This window comes from Mesorhizobium sp. B2-1-8, from assembly GCF_006442545.2.
Classification (GTDB): Bacteria; Pseudomonadota; Alphaproteobacteria; order Rhizobiales; family Rhizobiaceae; genus Mesorhizobium.
In genome coordinates this window covers 984,129-1,005,519 of record NZ_CP083952.1, presented here as the reverse complement: position 1 = coordinate 1,005,519, position 21,391 = coordinate 984,129, and the positions used below count along the sequence as shown (strand labels likewise).

Annotated in this window: 27 protein-coding genes; 18 read left to right on the top strand and 9 right to left on the bottom strand. The window is 64.0% G+C overall.

The window, feature by feature from the left end:
* Nucleotides 1-82 precede the first annotated feature (82 nt).
* Together FJ970_RS04815 and thpR are read left to right on the top strand one after the other, a co-directional pair.
* Nucleotides 83-727: an arylesterase gene (locus tag FJ970_RS04815; RefSeq protein ID WP_140763957.1), complete on the top strand. Its 645-nt coding sequence runs from the start codon at nucleotides 83-85 to the stop codon at nucleotides 725-727.
* Nucleotides 728-855: 128 nt separating this feature from the next.
* The gene (gene thpR, locus FJ970_RS04810) at nucleotides 856-1,452 is read left to right on the top strand and encodes an RNA 2',3'-cyclic phosphodiesterase (RefSeq protein WP_140763954.1); all 597 of its coding nucleotides are present in this window, start codon (nucleotides 856-858) and stop codon (nucleotides 1,450-1,452) included.
* Here the strand turns inward: thpR and FJ970_RS04805 are convergent.
* Nucleotides 1,356-1,874, bottom strand: coding sequence for a low molecular weight protein-tyrosine-phosphatase (locus FJ970_RS04805; RefSeq protein ID WP_140763951.1), 519 nt, complete (start codon nucleotides 1,872-1,874; stop codon nucleotides 1,356-1,358). The two genes, thpR and FJ970_RS04805, sit on opposite strands and share 97 nt — an antisense overlap.
* Before the next feature lie 47 nt (nucleotides 1,875-1,921).
* Here FJ970_RS04805 and FJ970_RS04800 point away from each other — a divergent pair, with 47 nt between their 5' ends.
* The 3 genes from FJ970_RS04800 (at nucleotide 1,922) to FJ970_RS04790 (ending at nucleotide 3,477) form a co-directional block, all read left to right on the top strand.
* On the top strand, nucleotides 1,922-2,218 hold the full coding sequence (locus tag FJ970_RS04800) for a 4a-hydroxytetrahydrobiopterin dehydratase (RefSeq protein WP_140763948.1): 297 nt from the start codon (nucleotides 1,922-1,924) through the stop codon (nucleotides 2,216-2,218).
* A 138-nt stretch (nucleotides 2,219-2,356) separates the two neighbouring features.
* Entirely contained in the window at nucleotides 2,357-2,719 is a 363-nt protein-coding gene (locus tag FJ970_RS04795) for a YkvA family protein (RefSeq protein ID WP_140763945.1), read from the top strand.
* 254 nt (nucleotides 2,720-2,973) lie between these two features.
* Complete coding sequence (locus FJ970_RS04790; protein ID WP_140763942.1) at nucleotides 2,974-3,477, top strand: invasion associated locus B family protein; 504 nt, start codon at nucleotides 2,974-2,976, stop codon at nucleotides 3,475-3,477.
* Nucleotides 3,478-3,530: 53 nt separating this feature from the next.
* Here the strand turns inward: FJ970_RS04790 and FJ970_RS04785 are convergent, their stop codons facing one another.
* Nucleotides 3,531-4,889 carry a chloride channel protein gene (locus tag FJ970_RS04785; protein WP_227792025.1) on the bottom strand — a complete coding sequence of 453 codons (1,359 nt, stop codon included), beginning with the start codon at nucleotides 4,887-4,889 and terminating at the stop codon, nucleotides 3,531-3,533.
* 205 nt (nucleotides 4,890-5,094) lie between these two features.
* Nucleotides 5,095-5,394 (bottom strand): hypothetical protein, encoded by a 300-nt coding sequence (locus tag FJ970_RS04780; RefSeq protein ID WP_140764780.1) that lies wholly within the window; start codon nucleotides 5,392-5,394, stop codon nucleotides 5,095-5,097.
* A 268-nt stretch (nucleotides 5,395-5,662) separates the two neighbouring features.
* Here FJ970_RS04780 and rlmN point away from each other — a divergent pair, with 268 nt between their 5' ends.
* The 3 genes from rlmN to FJ970_RS04765 are packed head-to-tail and all read left to right on the top strand — an operon-like array spanning nucleotide 5,663 to nucleotide 7,823.
* The gene (rlmN, locus tag FJ970_RS04775) at nucleotides 5,663-6,898 is read left to right on the top strand and encodes a 23S rRNA (adenine(2503)-C(2))-methyltransferase RlmN (RefSeq protein WP_140764783.1); all 1,236 of its coding nucleotides are present in this window, start codon (nucleotides 5,663-5,665) and stop codon (nucleotides 6,896-6,898) included.
* Nucleotides 6,895-7,344 carry a hypothetical protein gene (locus tag FJ970_RS04770; RefSeq protein ID WP_140764786.1) on the top strand — a complete coding sequence of 150 codons (450 nt, stop codon included), beginning with the start codon at nucleotides 6,895-6,897 and terminating at the stop codon, nucleotides 7,342-7,344. Before rlmN ends, FJ970_RS04770 begins: the two co-directional genes overlap by 4 nt.
* Nucleotides 7,341-7,823, top strand: coding sequence for a hypothetical protein (locus FJ970_RS04765; protein ID WP_140764788.1), 483 nt, complete (start codon nucleotides 7,341-7,343; stop codon nucleotides 7,821-7,823). The genes FJ970_RS04770 and FJ970_RS04765 overlap by 4 nt, the downstream gene beginning before the upstream one ends.
* Here the strand turns inward: FJ970_RS04765 and FJ970_RS04760 are convergent.
* On the bottom strand, nucleotides 7,795-8,436 hold the full coding sequence (locus tag FJ970_RS04760; RefSeq protein WP_140764791.1) for a LysE family translocator: 642 nt from the start codon (nucleotides 8,434-8,436) through the stop codon (nucleotides 7,795-7,797). The two genes, FJ970_RS04765 and FJ970_RS04760, sit on opposite strands and share 29 nt — an antisense overlap.
* A 193-nt stretch (nucleotides 8,437-8,629) precedes the next feature.
* Here FJ970_RS04760 and FJ970_RS04755 point away from each other — a divergent pair, with 193 nt between their 5' ends.
* The 3 genes from FJ970_RS04755 (at nucleotide 8,630) to FJ970_RS04745 (ending at nucleotide 11,015) form a co-directional block, all read left to right on the top strand.
* Nucleotides 8,630-9,853 (top strand): argininosuccinate synthase, encoded by a 1,224-nt coding sequence (locus FJ970_RS04755; RefSeq protein ID WP_140764794.1) that lies wholly within the window; start codon nucleotides 8,630-8,632, stop codon nucleotides 9,851-9,853.
* Nucleotides 9,854-9,946: 93 nt separating this feature from the next.
* Entirely contained in the window at nucleotides 9,947-10,465 is a 519-nt protein-coding gene (locus FJ970_RS04750) for a hypothetical protein (RefSeq protein ID WP_224616094.1), read from the top strand.
* Between the two features lie 61 nt (nucleotides 10,466-10,526).
* The gene (locus FJ970_RS04745) at nucleotides 10,527-11,015 is read left to right on the top strand and encodes a hypothetical protein (RefSeq protein WP_224594872.1); all 489 of its coding nucleotides are present in this window, start codon (nucleotides 10,527-10,529) and stop codon (nucleotides 11,013-11,015) included.
* Nucleotides 11,016-11,063: 48 nt separating this feature from the next.
* On the opposite strand, the gene FJ970_RS04740 is transcribed toward FJ970_RS04745, so the two are convergent.
* Nucleotides 11,064-11,861 carry a lytic transglycosylase domain-containing protein gene (locus FJ970_RS04740; RefSeq protein ID WP_140764800.1) on the bottom strand — a complete coding sequence of 266 codons (798 nt, stop codon included), beginning with the start codon at nucleotides 11,859-11,861 and terminating at the stop codon, nucleotides 11,064-11,066.
* A 291-nt stretch (nucleotides 11,862-12,152) separates the two neighbouring features.
* On the opposite strand from FJ970_RS04740, the gene FJ970_RS04735 reads away from it, so the two are divergent.
* The 6 genes from FJ970_RS04735 to rpsP all read left to right on the top strand — a co-directional run bounded on the left by FJ970_RS04735 (nucleotide 12,153) and on the right by rpsP (nucleotide 18,111).
* The gene (locus tag FJ970_RS04735) at nucleotides 12,153-13,250 is read left to right on the top strand and encodes a putative zinc-binding metallopeptidase (protein WP_140764803.1); all 1,098 of its coding nucleotides are present in this window, start codon (nucleotides 12,153-12,155) and stop codon (nucleotides 13,248-13,250) included.
* A gap of 65 nt (nucleotides 13,251-13,315) precedes the next feature.
* A complete protein-coding gene (locus FJ970_RS04730; protein WP_140764806.1) occupies nucleotides 13,316-13,912 on the top strand; it encodes a DUF1236 domain-containing protein in 597 nt (198 codons plus the stop codon).
* A 176-nt stretch (nucleotides 13,913-14,088) separates the two neighbouring features.
* Nucleotides 14,089-15,042: a CPBP family intramembrane glutamic endopeptidase gene (locus FJ970_RS04725; protein ID WP_140764809.1), complete on the top strand. Its 954-nt coding sequence runs from the start codon at nucleotides 14,089-14,091 to the stop codon at nucleotides 15,040-15,042.
* A gap of 689 nt (nucleotides 15,043-15,731) precedes the next feature.
* Entirely contained in the window at nucleotides 15,732-17,327 is a 1,596-nt protein-coding gene (ffh, locus tag FJ970_RS04720; protein WP_140764815.1) for a signal recognition particle protein, read from the top strand.
* Between the two features lie 7 nt (nucleotides 17,328-17,334).
* Nucleotides 17,335-17,661 carry a chorismate mutase gene (locus FJ970_RS04715; protein ID WP_019862096.1) on the top strand — a complete coding sequence of 109 codons (327 nt, stop codon included), beginning with the start codon at nucleotides 17,335-17,337 and terminating at the stop codon, nucleotides 17,659-17,661.
* 48 nt (nucleotides 17,662-17,709) lie between these two features.
* Nucleotides 17,710-18,111, top strand: coding sequence for a 30S ribosomal protein S16 (gene rpsP / locus FJ970_RS04710; RefSeq protein WP_140764818.1), 402 nt, complete (start codon nucleotides 17,710-17,712; stop codon nucleotides 18,109-18,111).
* A 76-nt stretch (nucleotides 18,112-18,187) separates the two neighbouring features.
* Here rpsP and FJ970_RS04705 read toward each other — a convergent pair whose 3' ends face one another.
* On the bottom strand, nucleotides 18,188-18,451 hold the full coding sequence (locus tag FJ970_RS04705; RefSeq protein ID WP_140764821.1) for a glycine zipper domain-containing protein: 264 nt from the start codon (nucleotides 18,449-18,451) through the stop codon (nucleotides 18,188-18,190).
* Nucleotides 18,452-18,574: 123 nt separating this feature from the next.
* Nucleotides 18,575-18,985, bottom strand: coding sequence for a DoxX family protein (locus FJ970_RS04700; protein ID WP_140764824.1), 411 nt, complete (start codon nucleotides 18,983-18,985; stop codon nucleotides 18,575-18,577).
* A gap of 199 nt (nucleotides 18,986-19,184) precedes the next feature.
* On the opposite strand from FJ970_RS04700, the gene FJ970_RS04695 reads away from it, so the two are divergent.
* Nucleotides 19,185-19,592, top strand: a complete 408-nt coding sequence (locus FJ970_RS04695) for an ACT domain-containing protein (protein ID WP_140764827.1) — start codon at nucleotides 19,185-19,187, stop codon at nucleotides 19,590-19,592.
* A 233-nt stretch (nucleotides 19,593-19,825) separates the two neighbouring features.
* Here FJ970_RS04695 and FJ970_RS04690 read toward each other — a convergent pair whose 3' ends face one another.
* On the bottom strand, nucleotides 19,826-20,860 hold the full coding sequence (locus FJ970_RS04690) for an aspartate-semialdehyde dehydrogenase (protein ID WP_140510518.1): 1,035 nt from the start codon (nucleotides 20,858-20,860) through the stop codon (nucleotides 19,826-19,828).
* A gap of 107 nt (nucleotides 20,861-20,967) precedes the next feature.
* Nucleotides 20,968-21,093, bottom strand: coding sequence for a hypothetical protein (locus tag FJ970_RS33570; RefSeq protein WP_265336216.1), 126 nt, complete (start codon nucleotides 21,091-21,093; stop codon nucleotides 20,968-20,970).
* Nucleotides 21,094-21,391: the final 298 nt, after the last annotated feature.

Below are 21,391 nucleotides of genomic sequence, written 5' to 3'. Positions count from 1 at the left end.
GAAAGCGTCCTATATGGAAAGGGAGGCTCTGCCTGTCGGAAGCCACCGCCGGAAGAATTCTCTGTCATATGGGGCCTGCCGCATGTCTTTCAAACGCCTGATAGCCGCAGGCCTGATCGTTTTCCTCGCCATTTGCGGCGCCATTTCGTCGGCGCGCGCCGAGCCATTCAAGATCGTCGGCTTCGGTGACAGCCTGATGGCGGGGTTCGGCCTTGGCCCGGGCGAGGGCTTTACCGACAAATTGCAGGCCGCCCTTCGCGCCAGGGGCCATGACGTCACCGTCGCCAATGCCGGCGTCTCCGGCGACACCTCCAGCGGCGGCCTGGCGCGGCTCGACTGGTCGGTGCCGGACGGCACGCGGCTTGTGATCCTCGAACTCGGCGCCAACGACATGCTGCGTGGCGTCTCGCCCGACATCACCCGGAAGAACCTTGACGCCATGCTGGGCAAGCTCGAGGAGCGCAAGATCGCCGTGCTCCTGGCCGGCATGCGCGCCGCGCCCAACCTCGGCGCCGACTACCAGAACGCCTTCGACGCCGTCTTTCCGGAACTCGCCGCGAAATACGGCGTTACGTTTTACCCGTTCTTTCTCGACGGCGTCGCCGGCCAGCCCAGTTTGCAGCTCGAGGACGGCTTGCATCCGAACGCCAAAGGGGTCGATCAGATGGTCGAGCGCATCCTGCCGACGGTCGAAAAGGCCATCGCCGCGGTGCCGGGAGGTTCGTGAGATCCGATAAAGCCGCTTTCCCTTGGGGAAACGTTTAGCAAAGCCTTTGACCAACAAACCACTTGCTCCATTTGATCATCGATGATTCGCTAGGGATGACAGTTCGATTCGAGGAAGGGAGGCTCTTCATGCCGCGTCTTTTCATCGCCCTCGAAATTCCGCGTGATGCCGCCCTTTCGCTGTCCCTGCTCCGCGGCGGCCTGCCCGGGGCCCGCTGGATCGACGTCGAAAACTACCATCTGACGCTGCGCTTCATCGGTGATGTCGAAGGCCATGTCGCCGACGAGATCGCCAACGCGCTCGACCGGGTGCACCGTCCTTCCTTCTCGCTGGCGCTGTCGGGTGTCGGCGCTTTCGGCCAGAAGAAGCCGCATGCGGTGTGGGCGGGCGCCTCTCCCTCGCCCGATCTGGCCGCCCTTCAGGCCGAGATCGAGCGCATTTGCCAACGGCTCGGCATCCCCGCCGATCCGCGCAAGTTCATGCCGCATGTGACGCTGGCGCGCCTGCGCAATTCGAGCCCGCTCGACGTCGCCCAATATCTGTCGGCGCGCGGCAATTTCTCGACGCTGCCATTCCGCGTCAGCCGCTTCGTCTTGATGTCGTCGCGCGATTCGGTCGGCGGCGGCCCCTATGTCGTCGAGGAAGCCTGGCCGCTGTCCGGCGTCGATACGCGCGCCGCCAGCCGTGTCGCCAGCGCCTCCGATGCCTCGCGGATCATGCGGTAGACCGAAGCGAACGCTTCCTGGTCCTCGTAATAGGGATCCGGCACATCGAGCGGCTTTCCCTCGGCGAATTCCAGGAACAGGTGGATGCGATCGCGCACTGCCGCCGGCGCCAGCGCCTTCAGGTCGGCGACGTTGGATCGGTCCATGCCGAGGATCAGGTCGAAGCGGTGAAAATCCTCCGGCATGATCTTGCGCGCCCGCTGCCGCGAGATGTCGATGCCGTGGCGCGACGCGATGGCAATCGAGCGCGGATCGGGAGCGGAGCCGACCTCCCAGCCGCTGGTTGCGGCCGAATCGAGCACGACATCGCCACCGCATCCGCGCTCCGAAAGCACGGCGCGAAGCACGCCTTCCGCCAGCGGCGACCGGCAGATGTTGCCGAGGCAGACGAAAAGAATGGAATTTATAGGCTTCGCGATCATGGATCCGGCGCTATGTTGATTTCAGCGCAATAGCACGGGAGGCGGACATGACGAGAGAGAAACTGGGCAGGGAAGCCGCCGAAGCAGCGCTGACGGCGCTTGACGGCTGGGCGCTGGCAAAGGACGGCGCCTCGATCGGCCGCATCTTCACCTTCAACAACTTCTCCGAAGCCTTCGCCTTCATGACCCGAGTCGCGCTGGCCGCCGAGAAGATGGACCATCATCCCGACTGGTCGAATGTCTACAAGACGGTCGACGTGACTTTGAACACGCATGACGCCGGCGGCGTCACGGCGCTCGATATCGAACTGGCCAAGAAGATGAACCGCTATTTCGGCGGCTGAACACAGGCCAGGCCATGCTCGCGGCGGGCGCCGACCCGCCAAATCGGCGCCCGCATCTTGCAGCCGGGTTCGGCTTTCACCACATTTTGATCGGCGGGAATGCGCCAGCATGCGCATGGGACCCTCAAGGAGAGATTGATGGCGCAGGAATCCGGTTTTGACTTCTTTGGCTTTGGCGACAGGCTGGGCGGCGAGGGCGAAGTGCGCGAAAAGTTCTGGCGCACGGCCAAGAAGGCAGCACGGCAGATTCCGTTCATGGAAGACGTCGTCGCCGCCTATTACTGCGCCATGGACAAGAACACGCCGCTGCGCGCCAAGGGCATATTGGTGGCCGCGCTCGGCTATTTCGTCCTGCCGGTCGACCTGATCCCCGACTTCATCTTCGGGTTGGGCTTCACGGATGACATCGCCGTGCTGACCGCCGCGATCACCGCCGTCAGCGCCCATATCACGCCGGCGCACCGGCAGGCCGCCAAGGACGCCATCGCGGACAAGGGCTGAATCCCGCCGCGTCGGCCGGCGCTCAGCGACGGTCAACAGTCAAATTCTTGCCTTTTTCGTGGCCTCCAAGTCCCCAGAGGGACGCCGTGCCAGCCGCTGATAAGCGGCGGTGCGGAGATGGCGGCGGTTTCCTGGGGTGAAGGTCCTTTTCTCTTGGGGAATTCACCTTTTGGTAACCCAGATTAAATCAAAATGAAGCGACGGCAGGACGCCACGCGGCCCGCCTCCGCACCATTTGGAATACGGGAAAAACGATGCGCGGATTGATAGCACTAGTTTCGAGCCTGGTCCTGGCGGCCTCGGCAGCGCCGGCGCTGGCGCAGCAGGCGACCAAGATCGGCCAGCACAATGCCTGGGGCACCTACAGTTACCAGGCGTCGGGCGGCAAGGTCTGCTACGTGCTGACCGTGCCGACCGACAAGCAGCCGCCGACGCTCGACCACGGCGACATGTTCTTCTTCGTCAGCCAGCGGCCCGGCCAGCAGGTATCCTATGAGCCGCAGTTCATCGCCGGCTACAATTTCCAGGAAGGCTCCAAGGCCACCGTCACCATCGACAAGAAGACCTTCTCGATGTTCACGCGTGGAAAATCGGCCTGGGTCGAGAACGCCGCCGAGGAACCGGTGCTGATCGCGGCGATGAAGACCGGCTCCGACATGAAGGTTTCGGCGAAGTCGGGCCGCGGCAATCCCACGAGCTATGTCTTCTCGCTGAAGGGCATTTCGGCGGCGCTGTCCTCGATCGCCAAGTGCAAATAGGCTATCTTCGGTTTTGAACCAAAGGCCGGGCCGCGACGCCCGGCCTTTGCTTTTCAGCCCTGGCCCGAGTCCGGTGCGGCCTCCGCCCGCCGCCGTCGGATCGCCTCGGCGATGAAGATCCGCGACAGGGCGTGGTAGAGCGGCTCATGCGAGATCAGGCGCGCCGTTCCGTAGCCCAGCATCGAGGCCAGCATCAGGCCGATGACATTGTCGTGATTGCCGGTCATTTCGAGGATGATGACGAAGGCGGTCATCGGCGCCTGCACCACGCCGGCGAAATAGCCGGCCATGCCGAGCAGCGCCGCGACGCCGGCGCTGCTGCCGAACACCAGGCCGAGCGAACTGCCGATGCCGGCGCCGACCGCCAGCGAGGGCGCGAAGATGCCGCCGGGTATTCCTGAAATCATCGACAGCAGCCCGGCCGCGAATTTCTCGGCGAAGAAGAACCAGGGCAGCGGCATGCCTTCGACCGCGCTGCGCGCCTGGGCGTAGCCGGTGCCGAAGGTCAGCCCGCCCGAGACGATGCCGATCACCGCCACCGCCAGTCCGCAGACCGCCGCCACCAGCAGGGCGCGCCACAGCGGCTGCAGCGCGTGCCAGCGCCGAATCCTGCGTGTCGCCTTGAGCGCCAGCAACGAGAACAAGGCGCCAAAGCCGCCGCCGATGACGCCGCAGGCAATCACCAGCGGCCAGTCGACGGCAAACGACGAGATCGTGTCCTTGGACACGCCGAAATAGGTGTAGTTGCCGAGCACGCCGAGCGAGGCCAGGCCGGCCAGGATGACCGCCGTCAGCACCAGCCCGTTGGTGCGTGACTCATAGGTACGGCCCATCTCCTCGATGGCGAAGACGATGCCGGCGAGCGGCGTGTTGAAGGCGGCGGCTATGCCGGCGGCCGATCCCGCCAGGATCAGGCCGCGCGCCTGCGCCATGCCGCCCCAGCGCGCCGCCTGCAGCATCAGCGACGCGCCAACCTGCACGGTCGGCCCCTCGCGGCCGATGGAAGCGCCGCAGAACAGCCCGACGATGGTGAGCACGATCTTGCCCGCCACCAGCTTGAGCGACAGGATATGGCTGCGGTCGTCGTCGTCGCGCAGGTGCCGGGCGGCGATCGCCTGCGGAATGCCGCTGCCTTGCGATCCCGGAAAGAAGGCGTGCGCCAGCCACGCGCACAAGACGAAGCCGAGCGGTGTGATCGCCAGCGGCAGATAGAAGCGCCAGCCGCCATCATCACCGATCAACACATGGAACAGCGCCTGTGCCTTGTCGGCCAACACGGCAAACAACACGCTGATCAGGCCGATCGAGATCGCACCGGCCCAGAACACCAGACGCGGCTGCCAGACACGGCGCGTGGCCCACATCGCCTGCGAACGCCGCAGCATGGGATGTCTTCGCGATTGGCCGGCCATGTGTGTCCTCGTGGGGAAAACCCAGCCCTAACACAGGCATGATGCCGATCAAGTAAGAGTCTGACGATCGGAGGGACAAAAGGGCCGCCGCGTTGGGGCGGCCGCTCGCGAACATGCTCCAAAAAGGGCATAAGTCGCCTTCAGTCGAATGAAAGCTGCCCGTCCCGCCGGCCTCCGAGCCGGCGGGCAAGCGCTGGCGAGATCGTCACATGGCCATTTTTTCACATTCGGCCTGGGCCTTCTTGGTCGACGTGTCGACCATATAGGCTTTGCCCTTGGCGTCGGTCATTATCATCATGCAATGCTTGATCGGCTTGGCCATCTTCATCATGTCGGCGCCCATCTTCGCGTCCGGCATCATGGTGCCCATGTGCCCGTCCGGCATGATCGCCGTCACTTGTCCACCTTTCATCATGGTCATGGTGCCCATCGTGTCCTCGGCGAATGCCTGCGAGGCGCAAAGAGCGGCGAGGCCGGCGATGACGGCGAGCTTGATCGATTTCATTCCGCATACTCCCATTGTGCAGGGGCACAGTCGCCCCATTCAGGGTTCGCGGACGGCGCGCCGGCCGTTACGCGCCGACACGAATATGTGATCGATCGCGCGCCGGGGAACGGCACAAGGCAGTCGCAGCTTGTCCCCCGCGGCCCGGCGGCGGGACAAGCTGCCCGATAGCTGCGGCATGACTCCGCCGCCAAGCTGTGCTATGCGCCGCGCTTGACATCGGGCCGATGGATGAAATCGGCCGCAAACCGTTTATATCAGTAGAGCCATGACCCTTTCCCTCGACCTTACCGCAGAAGGCGCCCGCGACGCGTTGCGCGGCCGTGCCGTGACGGCCGAAAAACCGTCGCTGATCGGCCTGACGCGGGCCGAACTCGGCGAGGCCCTCGTCGCTTCAGGCATCGTGCCGGAGCGTCAGGCGAAAATGCGCGCCCAGCAGCTCTGGCACTGGATGTATGTGCGCGGCGTTTCCGACTTCGCCGGCATGTTCAACATCTCCAAGGATCTGCGCGCCGAACTCGACAAGCATTTCACCGTCGCCCGACCAGAAATCGTCGAGGAGCAGATTTCCGCCGACGGCACGCGAAAGTGGCTGTTCCGCTTTCCGCCGCGCGGCGCCGGCCGGCCGGTCGAAATCGAAACCGTCTATATCCCCGAGGAAGGCCGCGGCACGCTCTGCATTTCCTCGCAGGTCGGCTGCACTCTGACCTGCTCGTTCTGCCATACCGGCACGCAGAAGCTGGTGCGCAATTTGACGGCCGAGGAAATCCTCGCCCAGCTGCTCACCGCGCGCGACCGGCTCGGCGACTTCCCCGACCGCGACACGCCCGACGGCGCCATCGTGCCGGCCGAGGGCAGAAAAGTCTCCAACATCGTCATGATGGGCATGGGCGAGCCGCTCTACAATTTCGAGGCGGTCAAGAAGGCGCTGTTGATCGCCTCCGACGGCGACGGCCTTTCCCTGTCGAAGCGCCGCATCACGCTGTCGACCTCCGGCGTCGTGCCCGAGATTTTCCGCACCGGCGAGGAGATCGGCGTCATGCTGGCGATCTCGCTGCATGCCACCAATGACGATCTGCGCGACCTTTTGGTGCCGATCAACAAGAAGTATCCGCTGAAGGAGCTGATCGCCGCCTGCCGGGCCTATCCCGGCCTCTCCAACGCCAGGCGCATCACCTTCGAATATGTGATGCTGAAGGACGTCAACGATTCCATCGAGGACGCCAAGGGCCTGATCAAGCTGCTCAAGGGCATTCCGGCCAAGATCAATTTGATCCCGTTCAACCCGTGGCCCGGCACCAATTACCAGTGCTCGGATTGGGAGACGATCGAGAAATTCGCCGATTATATCAACAATGCCGGCTATGCCTCGCCGATCCGCACGCCGCGCGGCCGCGACATCCTGGCCGCCTGCGGCCAGCTGAAGTCGGAATCGGAACGCATGCGCAAGGTCGACCGGCTGGCGCTGGAAGCCATGATGATCGCGGGGCACGGCGAGGTGTGAGCCGCTCGCTTGCCTGGATGAAGCGCCTCGCCATGATAGCAATCGGCTATATCGCCGCCGTGCTGACCTCGATCCTGGTGCCGGTGCTGCTGATCGTTCTTCTGGCGGGGATCGAGGATGGCAACTGGTCGATCATTTTCACATTTGACTGGCTGGCCTCGTTCCCACTCGCCGTGTTGACCGTGGCGATCTGCGCGCTGCTGATCGTCGGCCCGGCGATCGTCCTCGCCGAGCGGCTGGCGCTGCGAGGATGGTTCTACTTCGCCGTCACGGGTGCGATCACGTCGATCGCCTTCGGTGTCTTTGTCCCAGGCTCGGCTGGCGGCTTCGTTTTCAATCCGGGCTTCCTCGGTTTTCTGGCCGCGGCCGGCGTTGCCGCCGGCTGGGTCTACTGGCGTCTGGCCGGACACAAGTCCGGTCATCCCGCGGGCGGTGGTCCCCGATGAACCGTCTCGTCGCCTATATCGTGCGCTTCGCCATCATCCTGTTCGGCTACGCCGTCGCCTCGCTGGCGGCGAGCGCCTTCCTCAACATCCTGTTCCTGGCCTCGCTCGGCTACGCGCCGGCGCAAGCCCATCTGGCGGCGACGGCATCGCTCTATTTTTCAATTCCTTTCGTCGCCCTGTTCGTCGCCTATTTCGGCTTCGCGCCGGCCGCGCTCGTCATCCTGATTGCCGAAATCCTCGGCCGGCGCGACTGGCTGTTCTACGCACTGGCGGGCGCGCTGGTAGCGGGGGTTTTCCTCGGCCTGGTCGACAATATCCGCGATTCCACGTTCGCGGTCACCGAGACCAGCGCCATCATGGCCGTCATTGGCGGCGGCATGGTCGGCGGCATCTTCTACTGGCTCAGCGCCGGGCGCTGGGCCGGAAGCTGGTGGAAGGACGAGAAAGCGCCTACTTCGCCTGGGCCGTCAGGATCTTGAGCGCGAAGGCCGAGAACACGCCGGCAAAGAGATAGTCGACCACCCGCGTCACGCGCGGGCTGGCCTTCATCGCCGCCGAGAATTTTTCCGCCGCCAGCACCATCGGTACCGTTACCGGGATCGACAGCACGATGAACATGGAGCCGAGGAAGAACAGCTTCCCGGGCGCGTTCGGATCGTGCGCGGAGACGAATTGCGGCAGGAAGGTCATGAAGAACAGGATGATCTTCGGATTGAGCAGGTTGACACCGAGCCCCGCCGCCCAGCTGCGCAGCAGCGAAATCTGCGGACCCGTCTTCTTTTCCGGCGAAAAGGCCGAGCCCTTGGCGATCGCCTGCCAGGCCAGGAAGACGAGATAACCGGCGCCAAAGATCTTCAGCACGAAGAAAGCCATCGGCGAGGCGACGATCAGCGCCGAGATGCCGACCACCACCAGCGTGGTGTGGATCAGCGTGCCGCACAGCGCGCCGGCCATCGAGGCAAAGCCGGTGGCCCGGCCCTGGCTCAGCGTGCGCGAGACGAACAGCGTCATGTCAGGGCCTGGCGTGATCGCCAGGATCACGGTGGCGATGGCGAACTGGATCAGCGTGGTGATGTCGGGAATGAAGGACATGGCAGGCCCTTTGGCTTGGGGACATCAGGCTATAGAGGATGCCGCCCCTTCTTGCCAGCGGCCGAACGGCAAGAGTGCTGATCCAGCTCTGCTCGATCGTGGTGTCATCCACCTGTCTCGTGTTCATCTCTTGCGCAGCCTGGAAGCGGCGTGATACCTCGCGCGCCGAGAACTCCTGTCGCGGAACTGCCAAATGTCCAAGATCAAAGACGTCAAGAAGGTCGTGCTAGCCTATTCCGGCGGCCTCGACACATCCATCATCCTGAAATGGCTGCAGACCGAACTCGGCGCCGAAGTCGTCACCTTCACCGCCGATCTCGGCCAGGGCGGCGAGTTGGAGCCGGCGCGCCGCAAGGCCGAGATGATGGGCATCAAAGATATCCGCGTCGTCGACGTGCGCGAGGAATTCGTATCCGACTTCGTCTTCCCGATGTTCCGCGCCAACACCGTCTATGAAGGCACCTATCTGCTGGGCACGTCGATCGCGCGGCCGCTGATCTCCAAGCACCTGGTCGAGATCGCCCGCGAAACCGGTGCCGACGCCATCGCGCATGGCGCCACCGGCAAGGGCAACGACCAGGTGCGTTTCGAGCTTTCGGCTTACGCGCTCAACCCCGACATCAAGGTCATCGCGCCGTGGCGCGACTGGTCGTTCAAGTCGCGCACCGACCTAATGAACTTCGCCGAACAGCACCAGATCCCGGTGCCGAAGGACAAGAAGGGCGACGCACCGTTCTCGGTCGACGCCAACCTCCTGCACTCCTCTTCCGAGGGCAAGGTGCTGGAAGACCCGTGGAGCGAGCCGCCGGAATTCGTCCATCAGCGCACCGTGTCGCCGATAGATGCGCCGGATGCCGTCACCGAGATCGAGATCGAGTTCCTGAAGGGCGATCCGGTCGCGCTCAATGGCAAGAAACTGTCGCCGGCCACCATGCTGGCCGCCCTCAACGATCTCGGCCGCGACAATGGCATCGGCCGGCTCGACCTGGTCGAGAACCGTTTCGTCGGCATGAAATCGCGGGGCGTGTATGAAACGCCCGGCGGCGCCATCCTGATCGTCGCTCATCGCGCCATCGAATCGATCACGCTCGACCGCGGTGCCGCGCACCTCAAGGACGAGTTCATGCCGCGCTATGCCGAGCTCATCTACAACGGCTTCTGGTTCTCGCCCGAGCGCCTGATGCTGCAGGCGATGATCGACAAGAGCCAGGAAGACGTCGAAGGCACGGTGCGGCTGAAGCTCTACAAGGGCAATGTCATGGTCACCGGCCGCAAGTCTGGGAAGACGCTCTATTCCGACGCGCTGGTCACCTTCGAGGACGACCGTGGCGCCTACGACCAGAAGGATGCCGCCGGCTTCATCCGCCTCAATGCGCTGAGGCTGCGCACGCTCGCCGCGCGCAACCGCAAGGGCTGATGTCCAGACAGCGACCTGAACCTTTGTCAGTCAACATTCAAGAAACCCGGCGGAGACGCCGGGTTTCTATTTGCAACCGCTAATATAGACAAAATGAAGCTGCCTGTAGTCGGTTCCTGTTTGACCTTTTGGCGGCTTCATTTAAGTTCATTTGCGGGTTTTGGGGTTTTGACAGTGAAAAATAGCATTTCTCTTCTGCTTGGCGCGGTCGTCGTCTTGTCGGTGTGCCAGGCCTCACACGCAGGCGCCAAGCGTGACCCGAAGGTGGATATGAACGAATGTATTGCCTCAGCCCGCACATCGGACCTTACGTTCAAGCATGACATGGCTTTGTTCATGGGCGTCTCGCAGGAGCGCATGCCCGCTTTGTTCTGCCAGCGCATTGCCGATGGGATACGCAGCGGCCGCATCAGCTATTCCGACATAAACAGGCTGCAGCTCGACCAGCCGACCGAGATCTGGATGGTCCTCAAGGGCAAGGCGAAGGCAACTGCGCCCACGCAATCCCAGGCGCCGCGGTCGCCCAACTTCCGTAACTGCAGCGGCATTGACGGCACTTTTCAGGTTCCCGCTTCCCAGAAATGCCCGGCGAGCGGCTACGCGCATTATTGAGAGTGATGTGCCCAGGCGCTCGGCCATTCCTGGAATCGCTTTCCTGCCCGCATTGGCTGTCCTGGCAAGCTTGGCTGTTGCCAAAGCCAACGACCATGACCCCGCCTCGCTCGACCTGGCCGCACTCATCGAGTGCCGGGCCGACGTGCCCAGCTACAACGGCCTTGCCTTCTGGCTAGCCGGCGAACCCGGCGCCGCGAAGGCGCTGAGCTGGAAAGAGGTTCCGTCAGTCAATCCGTTCCTGCGCCAATATGACTTGCCCGCCCCGGTCCATGTCTTCGGGCGCGAGACCGGAACGATCGTCTTTACCGCGACAGGGCCGATGGCGGTGCTTGATGGCATCGCCGCGCCGGACCTCGCCCGCCAGATCGACGTCCCGGCGATGGTCTCGACACCGGATAAATTCCTTGGCGAGAAGGTCGTGACCGAAAGCACCGAGGACGCCGGCGGCGTGAGTCTTGCCACGCGCATCACGCTCAATGTCTCGACGGTCGAGTCCCATCCCGGCAAGACGCTGGCCGGCTGCTCCTATGCGCTCGACGTGAAATGAAAACCCGGCGCGGAGGCCGGGTTCTTCGTTCAATGCCGTACGGTTCGATCAGTCGGCATCGATCGCGGTGGCGATGCGGGCGATGGCCTGCTGATAGACGCTTGCGGAATTCCAGCCGGCGATCGCGCCCATATTCGACTGCGCGCTGGCGCCAGCCCGCCAGCCGTGACCCTTGAGGAAGTTGGCGGTGGAGGCCAACGCGGTCGCCTTGTCGCGCAGGTTTCCGCTGCCGACCGCATACTTCAAGACATTTCCGGGCAGGAACTGCGTGTGGCCGATCTCGCCATGCATGGCACCGACCGACGAGGAGGTCAACGCTCCGCGGTCAACCAGCTTCAGGGCCGCGATGGCGTGCGGGTGGAAATAGTCGGGGCGGCGGCAATCATAGGCGAGCGTCAAAATGGCGGAGACCGTGTTCTGGTTGCCCATCGAGGCACCGAAGCCGGTTTCCATCCCCCAGATGGCGAGCAGCACGCCCGGCGACACGCCGTAGTTGGCTTCGATCTGGCTGAACAGCGCCGCGTTCGACTTCTTAAGCGAACGGCCCCTGGAAATGATCGCCGACCCGCCACGGCGTTTCATGAAATCATCCACCGAGCCGCTGAAAGCCTTGTGGATGGCGCGGTCGGCGGAGATCGTCCTCGTTGCGTAGGTCGCGCCGGCCAGAGCGGCCAGGCCCCTGGACCCGACACCGTCGGATTTGGCCTCAGCGGCGAAGTCCTGCTTCCAGGCGTCGAAGCCGGCGCCGGTCTTGCCGCAACTGGCCGCCGCTTGCGCGCCCGTTGCCAGCCCCAGCACCGCCACCACCGCGGCTGCTAAAATCCTACCCTTGGCAAGAAATGCCATGTTGTTCTCCTGGTTTGCCTGATTCACGTCCCGATTGCGAATTTGCCAGCGAAACGCGCATTTGTCACCGTCTGTGGCGTGATGCTGGCGGATGCCGGGGAATTTGCCTACGATCAAGGGATTATTGTGGCGAGGCCCTGGCATGAAAGAGGTTGATGTCGGCCATGGACCGCATCGGCGCCTGGGCCAGCGAAGCGAAATAGTCTCGACGGACCGCGGAACACCGGGCGGTGGCTCGCGTTTGGCCACGGGCCGCCTGCATCTTGTGCCCCCTGATGAATTGAGACCGAGATGAAACTTTTCGACTGCCCGCATTGCGGCCACCGTCTCTATTTCGAGAACGCCCAGTGCCTGAACTGCAGCAGTCTGGTCCTCTACGATCCCGAGGGCGGGCGCTTCGTCTTGTCCGGCGTCGACGGCGCCATCCAGTGCACCAATGCCGACGAATGCGCCTGCAACTGGATGGCCGAGCCGGGGCAGGTCTTCTGCCGCGCCTGCGTGCTGAACCAGCTGATCCCCGACCTCTCGGTCGACGGCAACCGCCGCCGCTGGATCCGCGTCGAGGCGGCGAAGAAGCGCGCCATCTATTCGCTGCTCGCCTTCGACCTGCCGGTGGCGCCCAAGCAGAGCCCGAGGGACGAGATCGGGCTGGCCTTCGACTTCCTCGCCGATCCGATCGGTGGCGGCCCGGGCGGCGAACGGATTCTCACCGGTCACGACAACGGCCGGATTACGCTGAACGTCGCGGAGGCCGATTCAGCCGAGCGCGAAAAACGTCGCATCGAGATGGGCGAGAATTACCGCACGCTGCTCGGCCATTTCCGCCACGAACTCGGCCATTACTACTGGGACCGCCTGATCCGCGACGATCCGCAAGGGCTGGAAGCGTTCCGCGCTTTGTTCGGCGACGAACGCGCCGATTACGAACAGGCGCTGAAGGCTTACTACGCCAACGGCGCCGCGCCCGACTGGCAGCAGCACCACATCTCGGCCTACGCCACCTCGCACCCGTGGGAGGACTGGGCCGAGACCTGGGCCCATCACCTGCACATCACCGACACGCTGGAGATGGTCCATGCCCTGAACTTCCCGCTCGGCCGGCTGGAGACGGTGGAGGCGAACGAACTGCCGCGGGGCGATACCGGCGGCCGGCTGCAGGCAGCGCCTTCGGAGCCTGCAAACACGCCCGAGCCCTTCGACAAGATCCTTGCGCGCTGGCTGGTGCTGTCGGAAGCCTCCAATTCGATCAACCGCTGCATGGGCCTGCCCGACCTCTACCCCTTCGTCATTTCGGACGTGACGGCGCAAAAATTGGCCTTTGTTCACGATCTTGTGACCGGTCTGCCGAAAGAAGCGGGAACAAATCGTGAGTTGGCGCAAGCGTTTTAGCCGGAACGCATGCGCCGCTACCCCGTTTTCACCGCCGAGGGATCACGAAAAAACGGAGAGAAACCATGAAATCCGTATTGTTTCCCGCAATCGCCGGAGTGTTCACCGTGATGTCGGGTGCCGCGTTGGCCGATACCGCGGTCTCGGCAGTCACCGACCTCAACGTGCGCGCCGGCCCGGGTCCGCAATACCCGGTGATAGGCGTGCTCGCCGCGGGCCAGTCGGCGACGCTCAACGGCTGCATCGAAAACAGCAAATGGTGCACCATCGCCGAAGCCGGTGGCCAGGGCTGGGTCTATTCCGATTACGTCACCGCCGATTTCGGCGGCAGCCGCGTGGTGCTGACGCAGCGCCGCTCCGCCGTCGCCGTCGTCTCGCCGCCCGATGACATCGGCAACTACCCCACCGAGTACACCGGAGCGATCGTCGCCGGCGAGCCGATCGACACTGTCGTCCGGCCTCCGGCCGAGGTCAGGACCTATGTCGACACCCATCGCCTCGACCCCGTCTATCTCGAAGGCGAGGTGGTGACCGGCGCAACCCTGCCCGACACCGTCGAGCTGCGCGAAATTCCGGACTACCAATATCGCTATGTCTATGTGAACGGTCAGCCGACGCTGGTCGATCCGCAGACGCGGCGCATCATGTACGTGGTGCGTTGACAGAGGCCGGCGGTCGCCGAAGCGGCCGCTTGCGGGACTGGGAAGACCGTGCGGCGCCCGGACGGCGGGTGTGCCGCACGATCCGTTTGCGCGTCCAGATGATATCGATTCCGATTCCCGGGGCCATCGGCTAGATCAAGGACAGCTCGATCAAGCAGCGATGGATTCGGATCGACGTGACAATCGACGACACTGCCTTCGAGCGCTATCGCAACACGCCGAACGCCAGGACGACCTTGCCGCGCCTGTTGCTGGGGACGCTGATCGTCGTCCTGTTCTGGGGCGCCACCACCGCGGCGGTGCTGTTCGGCGGCACCTATGTCTACTTCGCCTGGCAGACGGCGACTTCGCCATACGGCATGGAGGGTTTCCTTGCCTCGCCCATCGGCATCCTCAGCGCTCTCACCTCTTTCGCCGGCATCTGGATCGGCCTGTGGCTCGCCATGCGCTGGATGCATGGCGAGCCGCTGTCGGCCCTCCTCGGCGCCGGCCGTCGCGTATCGCGACCGGACTTCCTCAAGGGGCTGATCGCGGTGCTGATCACCTCGGCTCTGTCCGAGATCCTGCTCTATTTGCTGGCGCCGGGGATCGGGCGCGGCACGATCAGCCTGTCGTCCTGGCTGCTGTTCGCGATCCCGATCGTCGCGCTCACCTTGCTGCAGACCTCGTCGGAGGAGGTGCTGTTTCGCGGCTACCTGCTGCGCGGCCTCGCCAGCCGGTTCCGCAGCCCTTTCATCTGGGCGCTCCTGCCCGGCCTGCTGTTCACCTCGCTGCACTGGAGCGGCGGTTCCTCGGCCGCCATCAACGCCTGCGTGCTGGTCTCGATCGCCGCTTTCGCGCTGCTTCTGACGCTCGTGGTCTATGCGACCGGCAATCTCGGCGCGGCACTTGGCGCTCATTTCGGCAACAACCTGACCGGCTTCCTGCTGATTTCGCATCAGGAGAGCTACAATTCCTTCGCCTTGTTCACTGCCAGGCCGCTCGAAGGGCCGGGGTGGACGACGTCGGATGCAGCGCTGATCGCCCTGATTGGCATCGGCTGCAGCCTGCTGACCATAGCGCTGCTTCTGCACCCGCGCTCGCCGCTGAAGGTCACGGCGGATCTTGCGGAGGCTAGCGGCGCGAGTTGAAAGCGCCGCTGAGCCGATGCCGGAAAAATGTGGGTGCACAAAAGGGAGACTACTTGGATTGGTTGATCCTCAACCCGTTACCAACGATACGATCCTGAGGATTCTGCACCTTGTTCTTATCGAAATTCGCGCGACGGATAAGCTGGACAAGGCTCGCAGGCATTTCATAATGCGCCAGGCATGATTGCGTCCGGCTGCGACCCGCAGGATACCTGGGCAAGCGTCTTGTCCGCTGCACGTAGGGTGGAGATAGAGTCATTTATCATCTCATTGTTGCACCACGTTCAATCGCGTCGGATTTCGAACTGAGATGCTACGAACGCGGCCCTTGCCTTGACTCTCGCGCCGATTTCCTGTCTACACGCCCCGAATTCCGCGACGAGTATCCCTCCGAGCAAGCCGACCAGGACGCCGAAGCCTCTTTGAGGCCAAGTGCTGTAAACAGATCCTGGAGGCCAACACCCGGCAGCGCTGTGCGCCCCCGGGTGCTTTTTGGTTTTGGGCTTTTGCTTGGACTGGCTTTTGCTTGGACACTGGGCGCGAACGCATTACCTCTCGGTTCGAATGAATCGGGATCGAAGGAAGCAAGATGTTTGAATCGCTGCAGCAGCGCACAAGAGGCGTGGAGGGCCATCGGCCCGACAGGGATCACTATGAATCCAAGGCGCTCTCGCGCGGTGGGTTGATCAATGTTTGAGTCCCTACAAGAGCGCCTTGGCTCCATCCTGAACGGCCTGACCGGCCGCGGCGCGCTGTCGGAGGCGGATGTCTCGGCGGCGTTGCGCGAGGTGCGCCGTGCGCTGCTCGAGGCCGACGTGGCGCTGGAAGTGGTGCGTTCCTTCACCGACAAGGTGCGCGAGAAGGCCGTTGGCGCCGCCGTGCTGAAGTCGATCAAGCCCGGACAGATGGTCGTCAAGATCGTCCATGACGAGCTGGTCGACATGCTTGGCGCCGAGGGCGTGGCAATCGACCTCAACGCGCCTGCCCCGGTCGTCGTCATGATGGTCGGCCTGCAGGGCTCCGGCAAGACCACGACTTCGGCCAAGATCGCCAAGCGCCTGACCGAGCGGCAGAACAAGAAGGTCCTGATGGCCTCGCTCGACACGCGGCGTCCCGCCGCGCAGGAGCAGTTGCGCCAGCTCGGCGAGCAGGTCAAGGTCGCGACGCTGCCTGTGATAGCAGGCCAGAACCCGGTGGATATCGCCAGGCGCGCCGTGCAGGCGGCCAAGCTCGGCGGCCATGACGTCGTCATCCTCGACACCGCCGGCCGCACCCATATCGACGAGCCGCTGATGGTCGAGATGGCCGACATCAAGAAGGTGTCGAGCCCACACGAGATCCTGCTGGTCGCCGACTCCCTGACCGGCCAGGACGCCGTCAACCTGGCGAAAAGCTTCGACGAGCGCGTCGGCATCACCGGCCTTGTGCTGACCCGCATGGACGGCGACGGCCGTGGCGGTGCCGCGCTTTCGATGCGCGCCGTCACCGGCAAGCCGATCAAGCTGATCGGCACCGGCGAAAAGATGGACGGGCTGGAGGAATTCCACCCCAAGCGCATCGCCGACCGCATCCTGGGCATGGGCGACATCGTCTCGCTCGTCGAGAAGGCGGCGGAAAACATCGACGCCGAGCAGGCGGCGGCGATGGCCAAGAAGATGCAGTCGGGCAAGTTCGACCTGAACGACCTTGCCCAGCAGCTTCAGCAGATGTCGAAAATGGGCGGCATGGGCGGCATCATGGGCATGATGCCGGGCATGGGCAAGATGAAGGACCAGATGGCCGCCGCCGGTCTCGACGACAAGATGTTCGGCCGCCAGCTCGCCATCATCTCCTCGATGACCAAGGCCGAGCGCGCCAATCCCGATATGCTGAAACACTCGCGCAAGAAGCGCATCGCCGCCGGCTCCGGCACCGATGCGGCCGAGATCAACAAGCTGCTCAAAATGCATCGCGGCATGGCCGACATGATGAAGGCGATGGGCGGCAAGGGCAAAGGCGGCGGCCTCATGCGCGGCATGATGGGCGGTCTTGCCTCCAAGATGGGCCTCGGCGGCATGATGCCCGGTGGTGGCATGGGCGGCATGATGGGCGGCGGCATGCCCGATCTGTCGAAGATGGATCCCAAGCAGCTCGAAGCCTTGCAGAAGCAGGCGCAGGCCGCCGGCCTGGGCGGCATGAAGGGCTTGCCCGCCCCAGGCGGCGGCTTGCCCGGCCTGCCCGGCGGCATGAAGCTTCCCGGCCTTGGCGGTGGTGGCGGCCTGCCCGGTCTCGGCAAGAAAAAGTGAGGACGCTATGAACGAAGAAAAGGACATGGCCGACGCCCGCACCATCCTGGCCGGCTACCGCGCCTCGATCGACAACATCGACGCAGCCCTCATCCACATGCTGGCCGAGCGCTTCCGCTGCACCAAGGCGGTTGGCGTGCTCAAGGCCGAGCATGGCCTGCCGCCGGCCGACCCGGCGCGCGAGCAGCAGCAGATCGCCCGTCTTCGCCAACTGGCCAAGGATGCGCATCTCGATCCGGATTTCGCGGAAAAATTCCTCAACTTCGTCGTCCGCGAAGTGATCCGGCACCACGAACAGATCGCCGCTGCCAACGGCGTGACGAAAACGGGTTGAAGAAACCCTGACTTATCAAACGAAATCAGAGCTTTTAGGAGAAAAGAAATGGCACTGAAGATCAGACTGGCCCGTGCGGGCTCGAAGAAGCGTCCTTACTACCACGTCGTCGTCGCCGACGCCCGTTCGCCCCGCGACGGCCGGTTCATCGAGTCGCTCGGCTCGTGGAACCCGCTGCTGCCGAAGGACGGCGAGCGCATCAAGGTTGACGCCGACCGCGTCAAGCATTGGCTGTCGCACGGCGCCCAGCCGACCGACCGCGTCCTGCGCTTCCTCGACGAGGCCGGCCTTGCCAAGCGCGAAGCCCGCTCCAACCCGAAGAAGGCCGAGCCCGGCAAGAAGGCGCAGGAACGCGCCGCCCTGCTGAAGAAGGCCCAGGAAGACGCCGCTGCAGCCGTCGCCGCGGCCGCTGCCGCGCCGGCCGAGGCGGAAGCCGCCACCGCCGAGTAATCGCTTCCCATTCCTTGCGGAAACAAAACGGCGGGCCTGTGCCCGCCGTTTTGCTGTGTTCAGTCCTGGTGTTCGATCAATAACCGCTTGGGCAGCGATCGACATAGGTATGGCCATAGCGGTCGCGATAGCGGCAACGGCCCGGTTCGCTGGCCCGGCCGATGAGCGCGCCGGCCACGGCGCCGACCGCACCGCCGACAACCGCGCCTTGCACCGGATTGTTGGCGACCGCCGCGCCAACCGCAGCACCGCCGAGGCCACCGACGGCAGCACCCTTTTCCGTTTGCGAACAGGCGCCGAGCGCCGTCGTCAGCACCAGAATGGTCAGGATTCTCTTCATTTGTCGTTCCTCTCACATGCGGATCGCCGTCTCGCCGCCAAGTCCTAAACTCTCGGACGGCTAATTTGATCCCGAGGAGAATGAAGATCGCGACGACATCCGGCAGCGGTTGGCGCGGAACGGCTATCGGCTGAACGGGATCAGAGCACGCACTTTGGGGTCGCGCAGATAGAGGCCGCCCCACAGGATGATGCCGAGATAGACGCCGAACAGCGTGTGCGAAAACAGCGGATTGCCGATCCGCGCATTGGTGGCGATGGCGCCGCCCATATAGGCGGTGAGCAGGATGGCGCCGAGCACGGAAGTGCGCGGCAGTACGTAGAGCGCGGTCGAGATCAGGCCGATGACGCCGAGCAAGCGCGCGACATTGGCGTCGGCCGGCCAGCCGAGCGGCACCATCGTCTGGGTGACCACGTCGAGCGGCGGCAGCTTGATGGCGCCGTCGAAGATCATGAACAGGACGATGAGGCCGCTGAGCACGCGACCGGTCCACAAGGCGCCGGACGAGACGGGCGCGGTTTGAGAAATGCTCATGGGTGGTCTCTCCTGATGGTTCGAGCCGTGTGATTGGCTTCGTACCAAGGACGGGCCATGCAGCGGCAATCCTACACCGGAGGAATTGTTTTGATGCCGATTGCCTCGATGGCGCGCTGGCCCTGTTGCCACCTATCGGCATCCGCCCAGGGCGGCTATTGAGGAGCGGATGGCCCATTGCATCAGGCGAGACGAAAAAATGTCCGGCGAGACCGATCTGAGGACCCTGTTGGCGTCGATGACGCCGGAATTGCTTGATGGCACCTACGTCTTCGCCACGATGGCGCCAGGGGTTTCCCAGCCGGAAGGCCTCGACCCGGTGATGGTGTTCCATGAGCGCGAGGGCACGACGTTGATCGTGACCGAAGACGCGGCAAGGGAAGCTGGACTGGCCGCCTCGTTCCGTTGCCGGATGATCACGCTGAACATACACTCGTCGCTGGCGGCCGTCGGCTTCCTCGCCGCCATCACCGCGCGCCTCGCCGCCGCCGGCATGGGCGTCAATCCGGTCTCGGGTTTTTACCACGACCATCTGTTTGTGCCGGCTGGGCGGGCGGAGGAGGCGATGGCGGTGCTGCGCGAACTGGCCAAGGACAGCGCGGGCTGAAATCGGCGCAGAGCGACTTTGACGGCTAATCTCACGACTCGGCAGCGCCAAATCGGCATAGCCGGCGCTGCCCCTCATCCGCCCTTCGGGCACCTTCTCCCCGTAAACGGGGAGAAGGAAAGCTAACGGCCGAAGGCCGAGCCCGCGACGGCGGGCCGCCGGTCGTCCGGCGCCCTGGCGGAGGGCCAGCCGCGGCAGCGGCGGTACGGCCCGTGAGCGAAAACTGACGGCCGTCAGGCCGCCTTCTTCTTCGGCTGGATCAGGCCACGTTCGACCAGCAGCTCGGCGATCTGCACCGCGTTCAACGCCGCGCCCTTGCGCAGATTGTCGGAGACGATCCACATCGACAGGCCGTTGTCGACGGTCGAATCCTCACGGATGCGCGAGATGAAGGTGGCGTCCTCGCCGGCCGATTCCAGCGGCGTGATGTAGCCGCCATCCTCGCGCTTGTCCAAGACCTGGCATCCCGGCGCCTCGCGCAGGATGTCGCGCGCCTCGTCGGCGGTGATCGGCTTCTCGAACTCGATGTTGACCGCTTCCGAATGGCCGATGAACACCGGCACGCGCACGCAGGTCGCCGTCAGCTTGATCTTGGGGTCGAGCATCTTCTTGGTCTCGGCGACCATCTTCCACTCTTCCTTGGTGAAGCCGTCGTCGAGGAAGACATCGATATGCGGGATGACGTTGAAGGCGATGCGCTTGGTGAACTTCTTGACGTCGACCTGGTCGGCGACGAACACCGCCCGGGTCTGCGTGAACAGCTCGTCCATGCCTTCCTTGCCGGCGCCCGACACCGACTGGTAGGTGGCGACGACGACGCGCTTGATGGTGGCGGCGTCATGCAGCGGCTTCAGCGCCACGACGAGCTGCGCCGTCGAGCAATTCGGGTTGGCGATGATGTTCTTGCGCGTGAACAGCGAGATCGCGTCCGGGTTCACCTCCGGCACGATCAGCGGCACATCCTGGTCGTAGCGGAAGGCCGACGAATTATCGATGACGACGCAGCCCTGCTTGCCGATCTTCGGCGACCATTCCTTGGAGACGTTGCCGCCGGCCGACATGATGCAAATGTCGGTGTCGGAAAAATCATACTGGTCGAGCGGCCTGACCTTCAGCGTGCGGTCGCCGAACGACACTTCCGTGCCCATGCTGCGCCGCGAGGCGAGCGCCACGACTTCGCTGACCGGAAAGCCGCGCTCTTCCAGAATGTTGAGCATTTCCCGGCCCACATTGCCCGTGGCGCCGACGACTGCAACCTTGAAACTCATAGAAATCTCCTGTCCCTCTCCGCTTGGTTCTTGGAGAAAACCCGCCGGCCCAGTGCGGGTTCCGTCCCCCGGGCCGGACCCGGGAGAGGGTGGTTAGGCCAAGGGAATCACACCGTTTTGGTGGTGGTTTTGGCCATGGTTTTGGTCGAACGGTAGGATGCGCCAACGCGCCCGGCCTCACTGATGTGGCCGGAGAAGTCGATTGCAAGAAGAGCCGTCAAAAGGCCGCGCATCGAGATTGATCCCGTTCGATGCCGGCTTTTACGCGGTTTGCCGCAGGAGTCAATTGCTGGGCGCAACGCGTTTTTCCCTTCTCCCCTTGTGGGGCCCGAAGGGCGGGCGATGCCCGTGACTCGCCCAGGGCGGTGGATCGGCGCGCAGCGCCGAGACGGTTGAGGGGTGGGTGACGGATCGGCGTCCTTGCCAAGCTGGAACACCCCTCATCCGACCTCGCTTCGCGAGGCCACCTTCTGCCACAAGGGGAGAAGGAAGAAGCGCGGCCGGCTGCACTGTACAATGGCCACCGCAAGA

Excerpts from the sequence above, each read along its gene's own strand:
- FJ970_RS04715 (WP_019862096.1), top strand. The coding sequence starts at position 17,335 with ATGAACGAAGAAAAGGACATGGCCGACGCCCGCACCATCCTGGCCGGC.
- FJ970_RS04730 (WP_140764806.1), top strand. The coding sequence starts at position 13,316 with ATGAAATCCGTATTGTTTCCCGCAATCGCCGGAGTGTTCACCGTGATG.
- thpR (WP_140763954.1), top strand. The coding sequence starts at position 856 with ATGCCGCGTCTTTTCATCGCCCTCGAAATTCCGCGTGATGCCGCCCTT.
- FJ970_RS04735 (WP_140764803.1), top strand. The coding sequence starts at position 12,153 with ATGAAACTTTTCGACTGCCCGCATTGCGGCCACCGTCTCTATTTCGAG.
- FJ970_RS04750 (WP_224616094.1), top strand. The coding sequence starts at position 9,947 with ATGAAGCTGCCTGTAGTCGGTTCCTGTTTGACCTTTTGGCGGCTTCAT.
- FJ970_RS04800 (WP_140763948.1), top strand. The coding sequence starts at position 1,922 with ATGACGAGAGAGAAACTGGGCAGGGAAGCCGCCGAAGCAGCGCTGACG.
- rpsP (WP_140764818.1), top strand. The coding sequence starts at position 17,710 with ATGGCACTGAAGATCAGACTGGCCCGTGCGGGCTCGAAGAAGCGTCCT.
- FJ970_RS33570 (WP_265336216.1), bottom strand. The coding sequence starts at position 21,093 with ATGCGCGGCCTTTTGACGGCTCTTCTTGCAATCGACTTCTCCGGCCAC.
- FJ970_RS04740 (WP_140764800.1), bottom strand. The coding sequence starts at position 11,861 with ATGGCATTTCTTGCCAAGGGTAGGATTTTAGCAGCCGCGGTGGTGGCG.
- FJ970_RS04765 (WP_140764788.1), top strand. The coding sequence starts at position 7,341 with ATGAACCGTCTCGTCGCCTATATCGTGCGCTTCGCCATCATCCTGTTC.
- FJ970_RS04760 (WP_140764791.1), bottom strand. The coding sequence starts at position 8,436 with ATGTCCTTCATTCCCGACATCACCACGCTGATCCAGTTCGCCATCGCC.
- FJ970_RS04780 (WP_140764780.1), bottom strand. The coding sequence starts at position 5,394 with ATGAAATCGATCAAGCTCGCCGTCATCGCCGGCCTCGCCGCTCTTTGC.
- FJ970_RS04790 (WP_140763942.1), top strand. The coding sequence starts at position 2,974 with ATGCGCGGATTGATAGCACTAGTTTCGAGCCTGGTCCTGGCGGCCTCG.
- FJ970_RS04700 (WP_140764824.1), bottom strand. The coding sequence starts at position 18,985 with ATGAGCATTTCTCAAACCGCGCCCGTCTCGTCCGGCGCCTTGTGGACC.
- FJ970_RS04755 (WP_140764794.1), top strand. The coding sequence starts at position 8,630 with ATGTCCAAGATCAAAGACGTCAAGAAGGTCGTGCTAGCCTATTCCGGC.
- rlmN (WP_140764783.1), top strand. The coding sequence starts at position 5,663 with ATGACCCTTTCCCTCGACCTTACCGCAGAAGGCGCCCGCGACGCGTTG.
- FJ970_RS04690 (WP_140510518.1), bottom strand. The coding sequence starts at position 20,860 with ATGAGTTTCAAGGTTGCAGTCGTCGGCGCCACGGGCAATGTGGGCCGG.
- FJ970_RS04805 (WP_140763951.1), bottom strand. The coding sequence starts at position 1,874 with ATGATCGCGAAGCCTATAAATTCCATTCTTTTCGTCTGCCTCGGCAAC.
- FJ970_RS04815 (WP_140763957.1), top strand. The coding sequence starts at position 83 with ATGTCTTTCAAACGCCTGATAGCCGCAGGCCTGATCGTTTTCCTCGCC.
- FJ970_RS04785 (WP_227792025.1), bottom strand. The coding sequence starts at position 4,889 with ATGGCCGGCCAATCGCGAAGACATCCCATGCTGCGGCGTTCGCAGGCG.
- FJ970_RS04705 (WP_140764821.1), bottom strand. The coding sequence starts at position 18,451 with ATGAAGAGAATCCTGACCATTCTGGTGCTGACGACGGCGCTCGGCGCC.
- FJ970_RS04795 (WP_140763945.1), top strand. The coding sequence starts at position 2,357 with ATGGCGCAGGAATCCGGTTTTGACTTCTTTGGCTTTGGCGACAGGCTG.
- FJ970_RS04695 (WP_140764827.1), top strand. The coding sequence starts at position 19,185 with ATGTCCGGCGAGACCGATCTGAGGACCCTGTTGGCGTCGATGACGCCG.
- ffh (WP_140764815.1), top strand. The coding sequence starts at position 15,732 with ATGTTTGAGTCCCTACAAGAGCGCCTTGGCTCCATCCTGAACGGCCTG.